We start from the raw sequence: 7,565 nt of genomic DNA, 5'->3' as shown, positions 1-7,565 counted from the left end.
GCCCATCGACGACCCGCCCACCTTGCATCCGCCCACCCTGAACCCGCCCATCAGAAGAGGAAGTACCGCTGCGCGAGCGGCAGTTCGGCGGCAGGCTCGGGGGTGACAGCTTCGCCGTCGATGGTGACGGTGAAGCTGTCCGGATCGACCCGAACGTCCGGGCGGGCGTCGTTGAGCCGCATGTCGGCCTTGGTGACGCGCCGGGTGTCGGCCGCGGCGACGAGCCGCTTGCCGAGCCCGAGCCGGTCGGCGAGCCCGTCCTCCAGGGCGAGCCGGGTGACGAAGGTGACCGAGTTCGCGGCCGGGGCCCGGCCCAGCGCGCCGAACATCGGCCGGGGCAGCACCGGTTGCGGGGTGGGGATCGAGGCGTTCGAGTCCCCCATCTGGGCGTACGCGATCTGGCCGCCCTTGATCACCAGCAGCGGCTTGACCCCGAAGAACGCCGGCTCCCAGAGCACCAGATCGGCCAGCTTCCCCGGCTCGACCGAGCCGATCTCCCGGTCGAGCCCCTGGGCGACCGCCGGGTTGATCGTGTACTTGGCGACATAACGACGGGCCCGCAGATTGTCCGCCGCGCCGTCGCCGGGCAGCGCGCCGCGCCGCCGCTTCATCACGTGCGCGGTCTGCCAGGTCCGCATGATGACCTCCCCGACCCGGCCCATGGCCTGGGAGTCGGAGGAGATGATCGAGATCGCGCCCAGGTCGTGCAGCACGTCCTCGGCGGCGATGGTCGAGGGCCGGATGCGGGACTCCGCGAACGCCAGATCCTCGGGCACGGCCGGGTTGAGGTGGTGGCAGACCATCAGCATGTCGAGGTGCTCCTCGACCGTGTTGACGGTGTGCGGCCGGGTCGGGTTGGTGGAGCTGGGCAGCACGTTCGGCTCGGAGACGACCGTGATGATGTCGGGCGCGTGCCCGCCGCCCGCGCCCTCGGTGTGGTAGGCGTGCACGGTCCGGCCGCGGATCGCGGCGAGGGTGTCGGCGACGAAACCGGCCTCGTTCAGCGTGTCGGTGTGGATGGCGAGCTGGGCGCCGGTCTCCTCGCACACCGCGAGGCAGGCGTCGATGGCGGCCGGGGTGGCCCCCCAGTCCTCGTGGATCTTGAAACCGAGGGCGCCGCCGCGCAACTGGCTGAGCATCGCGTCGCGGGACACGGTGTTCCCCTTGCCGAGCAGCCCGATGTTCAGCGGGTGGCCGTCCAGCGCCTCCAGCATCCGGGCCAGGTGCCAGGGCCCCGGGGTGATGGTGGTGGCCTTGGTGCCCTCGGCCGGGCCGGTGCCGCCGCCGACCAGCGTGGTGATCCCGGACGCCAGGGCCTCGTCGAGGATGCCCGGGGAGATGAAGTGCACATGGGCGTCGATGGCGCCGGCGGTGAGGATGCGGCCGTTGCCGGAGATGATCTCGGTCTCCGGCCCGATGACCAGGCCGGGGTGGACCCCGTCCATGGTGTCGGGGTTCCCGGCCTTGCCCAGGGCGGTGATCCGGCCGTCCCTGATCCCGACGTCGGCCTTGACGATCCCGGTGTGGTCGAGCACCACGACGCCGGTGATCACGGTGTCGGGAGCGCCCTCGGCCCGGGTGGCGCGGGACTGGCCCATCGACTCGCGGATGACCTTCCCGCCGCCGAACACCGCTTCCTCGCCCGCCCGCCCGGGCCCGCCGGACAGGTCGTCCTCGATCCGGATCAGCAGATCGGTGTCGCCCAGCCGCACCCGGTCCCCGGTGGTAGGCCCGAAGAGGTCCGCGTACCGGGCCCGGCTCAGCTCAGCCATGCCCGTCCTCCCGCTCCGACAGGGCCGGCGAGTCCGGCAGGCCGGGCAGGGCGCCGCCCGTCTCGCCGCGCAGCCCGGCGACGACGCGGGCGCCGGCCAGCGGCACCAGCTCCACCTCGACGGGGATGCCGGGCTCGAACCGGACGGCCGTGCCCGCCGCGACGGCCAGCCGCAGGCCCCGCGCGGCGGCGCGGTCGAAGTCGAGGCCGGGGTTGGCCTCGGCGAAGTGGTAGTGGGAACCCACCTGGACGGGACGGTCCGCGACATTGCGCACGGTGAGCCGGGTGACCGGGGCGCCCTCGTTGAGCACCACCGGCGTGTCGGCGTACAGGATCTCTCCGGGGATCACGCTGCCCCTCTCATCGGGCGTCTCGGGCCGTTCAGGCGATGGGCTCGTGCACGGTGACCAGCTTCGTGCCGTCCGGGAAGGTGGCCTCGACCTGGACGTCGTGGATCATCTCGGGCACCCCCTCCATCACGTCCGCCCGGGCCAGCACGCGGCGGCCCGACTCCATCAGCTCGGCGACGGTCCGCCCGTCGCGGGCTCCCTCCAGGAGGTGGACGGTGATCAGCGCCACGGCCTCCGGATGGTTGAGCCGCAGGCCGCGGGCGCGGCGCCTGGCGGCCACGTCGGCGGCCACATGGATCAGCAGTCGCTCCTGCTCGTGCGGGGTCAGTTGCACGCTCTCCACCTCGTCGTCGTGTCTCGCCACTGCCGCGAACCGCCGGGCAGGGGGAGGTTAGTCCGACCTCGTTACGGCGGCGTTACTTCCGTCCGGAAGCATTTCGCGGTGTGACCGTCGTCAAAGAATTGGCCGTCGCCGCCCCCGGCAGTGCAGGGTAGGGGGGCGACGGGACGCGAGAACGGTATGTGAGGAGCCCCATGAAGATCGGGATCGTCGGAGCCACCGGCCAGGTCGGTGGCGTGATGCGGCAGGTGCTGGCCGAGCGGAAGTTTCCCGTCGACGAGCTGCGGCTGTTCGCCTCGGCCAGGTCCGCGGGCAGCACGCTGCCGTGGCAGGACGGCGTGATCACCGTCGAGGACGCGGCCACGGCCGACTACGCGGGCCTGGACATCGTGCTGTTCTCCGCCGGCAAGACCACCTCGCTGGCGCTGGCCGAGAAGGTCGCCGCGGCCGGCGCGGTGGTGATCGACAACTCCTCGGGCTGGCGCATGGACCCCGAGGTCCCGCTGGTCGTGTCCGAGGTCAACCCGCACGCCGCGAAGCGCCGCCCGAAGGGCATCATCGCGAACCCGAACTGCACGACGATGGCCGCCATGCCCGTGCTGCGCCCGCTGCACGACGAGGCCGGGCTGACCGCGCTGGTGGTCGCCACGTACCAGGCGGTCTCCGGCAGCGGCCTGGCCGGCGTCGCCGAGCTGGACCGCCAGGCCCGCGGCGCGGTCGCCCAGGACGCGGCGCGGCTGGCGTTCGACGGTACGGCCGTGGACCTCCCGGCTCCCGAGGTGTACGCGCGCCCGATCGCGTTCAACGTGCTGCCGCTGGCCGGATCGATCGTGGACGACGGCCTGGAGGAGACGGACGAGGAGCAGAAGCTCCGCAACGAGAGCCGCAAGATCCTGGAGATCCCCGGCCTGAAGGTCTCCGGCACCTGCGTGCGCGTCCCCGTGTTCAGCGGCCACTCGCTCCAGATCAACGCCCGCTTCGAGCGCGCGATCACCCCGGAGCGGGCGCGCGAGCTGCTCGCCGGGGCGGAGGGCGTGGAGCTGTCCGACATCCCGACCCCGCTCCAGGCGGCCGGCCGGGACGCCAGCTTCGTGGGCCGCGTCCGCCGCGACGAGACGGTCGACAACGGCCTGGCGCTGTTCGTCTCGAACGACAACCTCCGCAAGGGCGCCGCCCTGAACGCCGTCCAGATCGCGGAGCTGGTCGCCGCCGAGTGACCCGCCCGGGCGGGTCACTCGGCGGCGACCAGCTCCGCGATCTGGACGGCGTTCAGGGCGGCGCCCTTGCGGAGGTTGTCGTTCGAGACGAACAGCGCCAGGCCGTTGTCGACCGTCTCGTCGCGGCGGACGCGGCCCACGAAGCTGGCGTCCCGGCCGGCCGCCTGGAGCGGGGTCGGGATGTCGGACAGCTCCACGCCCTCCGCCCCGGCGAGCAGCTCGCGCGCCCGCTCCGGGGTGATCGCGCGCTCGAAGCGGGCGTTGATCTGGAGCGAGTGGCCGCTGAACACGGGGACGCGCACGCAGGTGCCGGAGACCTTCAGGCCGGGGATCTCCAGGATCTTGCGGCTCTCGTTGCGGAGCTTCTGCTCCTCGTCCGTCTCCTCCAGGCCGTCGTCCACGATCGATCCGGCCAGCGGCAGCACGTTGAACGCGATCGGGCGCGCGTACACCTCGGGAGCCGGGAGGTCCACGGCCGTACCGTCGAACGCCAGCCGCGCCGCGTCCTGGGCGACCGCGCCGCGGGCCTGGCGGTCCAGCTCGGCGACGCCGGCCAGGCCGCTGCCGGAGACCGCCTGGTACGTGGCGACCACCAGCGCGGTCAGCCCGGCCTCGTCGTGCAGCGGGCGCAGCACGGGCATGGCGGCCATCGTCGTGCAGTTCGGGTTCGCGATGATGCCCTTCGGGCGGCGCTTCGCGGCGTGCGGGTTGACCTCGGACACGACCAGCGGGACCTCGGGGTCCATGCGCCAGCCCGAGGAGTTGTCGATCACCACCGCGCCGGCCGCGGCGACCTTCTCGGCCAGCGCCAGCGAGGTGGTCTTGCCGGCGGAGAACAGCACGATGTCCAGGCCCGCGTAGTCGGCCGTGGCCGCGTCCTCGACGGTGATCACGCCGTCCTGCCACGGCAGCGTGCTGCCCGCGGACCTGGCCGAGGCGAACAGCCGCAGCTCGTCGACGGGAAACTTCCGCTCGGCCAGCACCTGCCGCATCACGCCACCGACCTGGCCGGTGGCTCCGACGATCCCGATCTTCATGGGGCTCCTCACATACCGTTCTCGCGTCCCGTCGCCCCCCTACCCTGCACTGCCGGGGGCGGCGACGGCCAATTCTTTGACGACGGTCACACCGCGAAATGCTTCCGGACGGAAGTAACGCCGCCGTAACGAGGTCGGACTAACCTCCCCCTGCCCGGCGGTTCGCGGCAGTGGCGAGACACGACGACGAGGTGGAGAGCGTGCAACTGACCCCGCACGAGCAGGAGCGACTGCTGATCCATGTGGCCGCCGACGTGGCCGCCAGGCGCCGCGCCCGCGGCCTGCGGCTCAACCATCCGGAGGCCGTGGCGCTGATCACCGTCCACCTCCTGGAGGGAGCCCGCGACGGGCGGACCGTCGCCGAGCTGATGGAGTCGGGCCGCCGCGTGCTGGCCCGGGCGGACGTGATGGAGGGGGTGCCCGAGATGATCCACGACGTCCAGGTCGAGGCCACCTTCCCGGACGGCACGAAGCTGGTCACCGTGCACGAGCCCATCGCCTGAACGGCCCGAGACGCCCGATGAGAGGGGCAGCGTGATCCCCGGAGAGATCCTGTACGCCGACACGCCGGTGGTGCTCAACGAGGGCGCCCCGGTCACCCGGCTCACCGTGCGCAATGTCGCGGACCGTCCCGTCCAGGTGGGTTCCCACTACCACTTCGCCGAGGCCAACCCCGGCCTCGACTTCGACCGCGCCGCCGCGCGGGGCCTGCGGCTGGCCGTCGCGGCGGGCACGGCCGTCCGGTTCGAGCCCGGCATCCCCGTCGAGGTGGAGCTGGTGCCGCTGGCCGGCGCCCGCGTCGTCGCCGGGCTGCGCGGCGAGACGGGCGGCGCCCTGCCCGGCCTGCCGGACTCGCCGGCCCTGTCGGAGCGGGAGGACGGGCATGGCTGAGCTGAGCCGGGCCCGGTACGCGGACCTCTTCGGGCCTACCACCGGGGACCGGGTGCGGCTGGGCGACACCGATCTGCTGATCCGGATCGAGGACGACCTGTCCGGCGGGCCCGGGCGGGCGGGCGAGGAAGCGGTGTTCGGCGGCGGGAAGGTCATCCGCGAGTCGATGGGCCAGTCCCGCGCCACCCGGGCCGAGGGCGCTCCCGACACCGTGATCACCGGCGTCGTGGTGCTCGACCACACCGGGATCGTCAAGGCCGACGTCGGGATCAGGGACGGCCGGATCACCGCCCTGGGCAAGGCCGGGAACCCCGACACCATGGACGGGGTCCACCCCGGCCTGGTCATCGGGCCGGAGACCGAGATCATCTCCGGCAACGGCCGCATCCTCACCGCCGGCGCCATCGACGCCCATGTGCACTTCATCTCCCCGGGCATCCTCGACGAGGCCCTGGCGTCCGGGATCACCACGCTGGTCGGCGGCGGCACCGGCCCGGCCGAGGGCACCAAGGCCACCACCATCACCCCGGGGCCCTGGCACCTGGCCCGGATGCTGGAGGCGCTGGACGGCCACCCGCTGAACATCGGGCTGCTCGGCAAGGGGAACACCGTGTCCCGCGACGCGATGCTCAGCCAGTTGCGCGGCGGCGCCCTCGGTTTCAAGATCCACGAGGACTGGGGGGCCACCCCGGCCGCCATCGACGCCTGCCTCGCGGTGTGCGAGGAGACCGGCGCCCAGCTCGCCATCCACACCGACACGCTGAACGAGGCCGGTTTCGTCGCCGACACCCTCGCCGCGATCCGCGGCCGGACCGTGCACGCCTACCACACCGAGGGCGCGGGCGGCGGGCACGCGCCCGACATCATCACGGTCGTCTCCGAGCCGAACGTGCTGCCCAGCTCCACCAACCCGACCCGGCCGCACACCGTCAACACGGTCGAGGAGCACCTCGACATGCTGATGGTCTGCCACCACCTCAACCCGGCCGTGCCCGAGGATCTGGCGTTCGCGGAGTCCCGCATCCGGCCCTCGACCATCGCCGCCGAGGACGTGCTGCACGACCTGGGCGCGATCTCGATCATCTCCTCCGACTCCCAGGCCATGGGCCGGGTCGGGGAGGTCATCATGCGGACCTGGCAGACCGCGCACGTGATGAAGCGGCGGCGCGGCGCGCTGCCCGGCGACGGCGCGGCGGACAATCTGCGGGCCCGTCGTTATGTCGCCAAGTACACGATCAACCCGGCGGTCGCCCAGGGGCTCGACCGGGAGATCGGCTCGGTCGAGCCGGGGAAGCTGGCCGATCTGGTGCTCTGGGAGCCGGCGTTCTTCGGGGTCAAGCCGCTGCTGGTGATCAAGGGCGGCCAGATCGCGTACGCCCAGATGGGGGACTCGAACGCCTCGATCCCCACCCCGCAACCGGTGCTGCCCCGGCCGATGTTCGGCGCGCTGGGCCGGGCCCCGGCCGCGAACTCGGTCACCTTCGTCACCCGGCTCGCCCTGGAGGACGGGCTCGCCGACCGGCTCGGGCTCGGCAAGCGGCTCGTCGCCGCGGCCGACACCCGGCGCGTCACCAAGGCCGACATGCGGCTCAACGACGCCCGCCCGGACGTTCGGGTCGATCCGGACAGCTTCACCGTCACCATCGACGGCGAAGCTGTCACCCCCGAGCCTGCCGCCGAACTGCCGCTCGCGCAGCGGTACTTCCTCTTCTGATGGGCGGGTTCAGGGTGGGCGGATGCAAGGTGGGCGGGTCGTCGATGGGCGGGGTCGCGATGGGCCCGGTCCGGTGAGCGCGCCGGTGGCGGCGCTGCTGCTGCTGGCGGACGGCCGGTTCCCCGCCGGGGCGCACGCGCACTCCGGCGGCGCGGAGGCGGCCGTCCGCGCCGGGCGGATCACGGGCCCGGACTCGCTGGCGGCGTTCTGCCGGGGCCGCCTGCACACGGCGGGCCTGGTCGCCG

At 73.0% G+C, this 7,565-nt stretch carries 8 protein-coding genes and 1 pseudogene; 5 read left to right on the top strand and 4 right to left on the bottom strand.

The genetic code is table 11. From position 1 onward, the window contains the following. Positions 1 to 50: 50 nt before the first annotated feature. From BN2279_RS14645 to BN2279_RS14635, 3 genes are read right to left on the bottom strand one after another with little or no spacing between them, the layout of a single operon-like run. Positions 51 to 1,772 (bottom strand): urease subunit alpha, encoded by a 1,722-nt coding sequence (locus tag BN2279_RS14645; RefSeq protein WP_059009596.1) that lies wholly within the window; start codon positions 1,770 to 1,772, stop codon positions 51 to 53. Next, positions 1,765 to 2,121: an urease subunit beta gene (locus tag BN2279_RS14640; protein ID WP_059009598.1), complete on the bottom strand. Its 357-nt coding sequence runs from the start codon at positions 2,119 to 2,121 to the stop codon at positions 1,765 to 1,767. The genes BN2279_RS14645 and BN2279_RS14640 overlap by 8 nt, the downstream gene beginning before the upstream one ends. A 31-nt stretch (positions 2,122 to 2,152) precedes the next feature. Beyond that, positions 2,153 to 2,455 (bottom strand): urease subunit gamma, encoded by a 303-nt coding sequence (locus tag BN2279_RS14635; protein WP_199827730.1) that lies wholly within the window; start codon positions 2,453 to 2,455, stop codon positions 2,153 to 2,155. Positions 2,456 to 2,655: 200 nt separating this feature from the next. Here BN2279_RS14635 and BN2279_RS14630 point away from each other — a divergent pair, with 200 nt between their 5' ends. Next, positions 2,656 to 3,678: an aspartate-semialdehyde dehydrogenase gene (locus BN2279_RS14630; RefSeq protein ID WP_059009600.1), complete on the top strand. Its 1,023-nt coding sequence runs from the start codon at positions 2,656 to 2,658 to the stop codon at positions 3,676 to 3,678. A 14-nt stretch (positions 3,679 to 3,692) separates the two neighbouring features. Here BN2279_RS14630 and BN2279_RS14625 read toward each other — a convergent pair whose 3' ends face one another. Further along, entirely contained in the window at positions 3,693 to 4,715 is a 1,023-nt protein-coding gene (locus BN2279_RS14625; protein ID WP_059009600.1) for an aspartate-semialdehyde dehydrogenase, read from the bottom strand. Positions 4,716 to 4,915: 200 nt separating this feature from the next. On the opposite strand from BN2279_RS14625, the gene BN2279_RS14620 reads away from it, so the two are divergent. The 4 genes and pseudogenes from BN2279_RS14620 to BN2279_RS14605 all read left to right on the top strand — a co-directional run. After that, positions 4,916 to 5,218, top strand: coding sequence for an urease subunit gamma (locus BN2279_RS14620; protein ID WP_199827730.1), 303 nt, complete (start codon positions 4,916 to 4,918; stop codon positions 5,216 to 5,218). 31 nt (positions 5,219 to 5,249) lie between these two features. Further along, the gene (locus tag BN2279_RS14615; protein WP_059009598.1) at positions 5,250 to 5,606 is read left to right on the top strand and encodes an urease subunit beta; all 357 of its coding nucleotides are present in this window, start codon (positions 5,250 to 5,252) and stop codon (positions 5,604 to 5,606) included. Continuing rightward, entirely contained in the window at positions 5,599 to 7,320 is a 1,722-nt protein-coding gene (locus BN2279_RS14610; RefSeq protein ID WP_059009596.1) for an urease subunit alpha, read from the top strand. Before BN2279_RS14615 ends, BN2279_RS14610 begins: the two co-directional genes overlap by 8 nt. Positions 7,321 to 7,405: 85 nt before the next feature. After that, positions 7,406 to 7,565 (top strand): annotated as a pseudogene (locus BN2279_RS14605) (urease accessory protein UreF); the annotation flags it as partial.

It is taken from the genome of Streptomyces specialis, from assembly GCF_001493375.1.
GTDB classification, from domain to species: domain Bacteria; phylum Actinomycetota; class Actinomycetes; order Streptomycetales; family Streptomycetaceae; genus Streptomyces; species Streptomyces specialis.
The sequence above is the reverse complement of the archived record's forward strand: the minus strand, read 5'-3'. Positions and strand labels throughout refer to the sequence as shown.

Bases quoted from the DNA above. Each gene is read 5' to 3' on its own strand.
- BN2279_RS14610 (WP_059009596.1), top strand. From the start codon at position 5,599: ATGGCTGAGCTGAGCCGGGCCCGGTACGCGGACCTCTTCGGGCCTACC.
- BN2279_RS14625 (WP_059009600.1), bottom strand. From the start codon at position 4,715: ATGAAGATCGGGATCGTCGGAGCCACCGGCCAGGTCGGTGGCGTGATG.
- BN2279_RS14630 (WP_059009600.1), top strand. From the start codon at position 2,656: ATGAAGATCGGGATCGTCGGAGCCACCGGCCAGGTCGGTGGCGTGATG.
- BN2279_RS14645 (WP_059009596.1), bottom strand. From the start codon at position 1,772: ATGGCTGAGCTGAGCCGGGCCCGGTACGCGGACCTCTTCGGGCCTACC.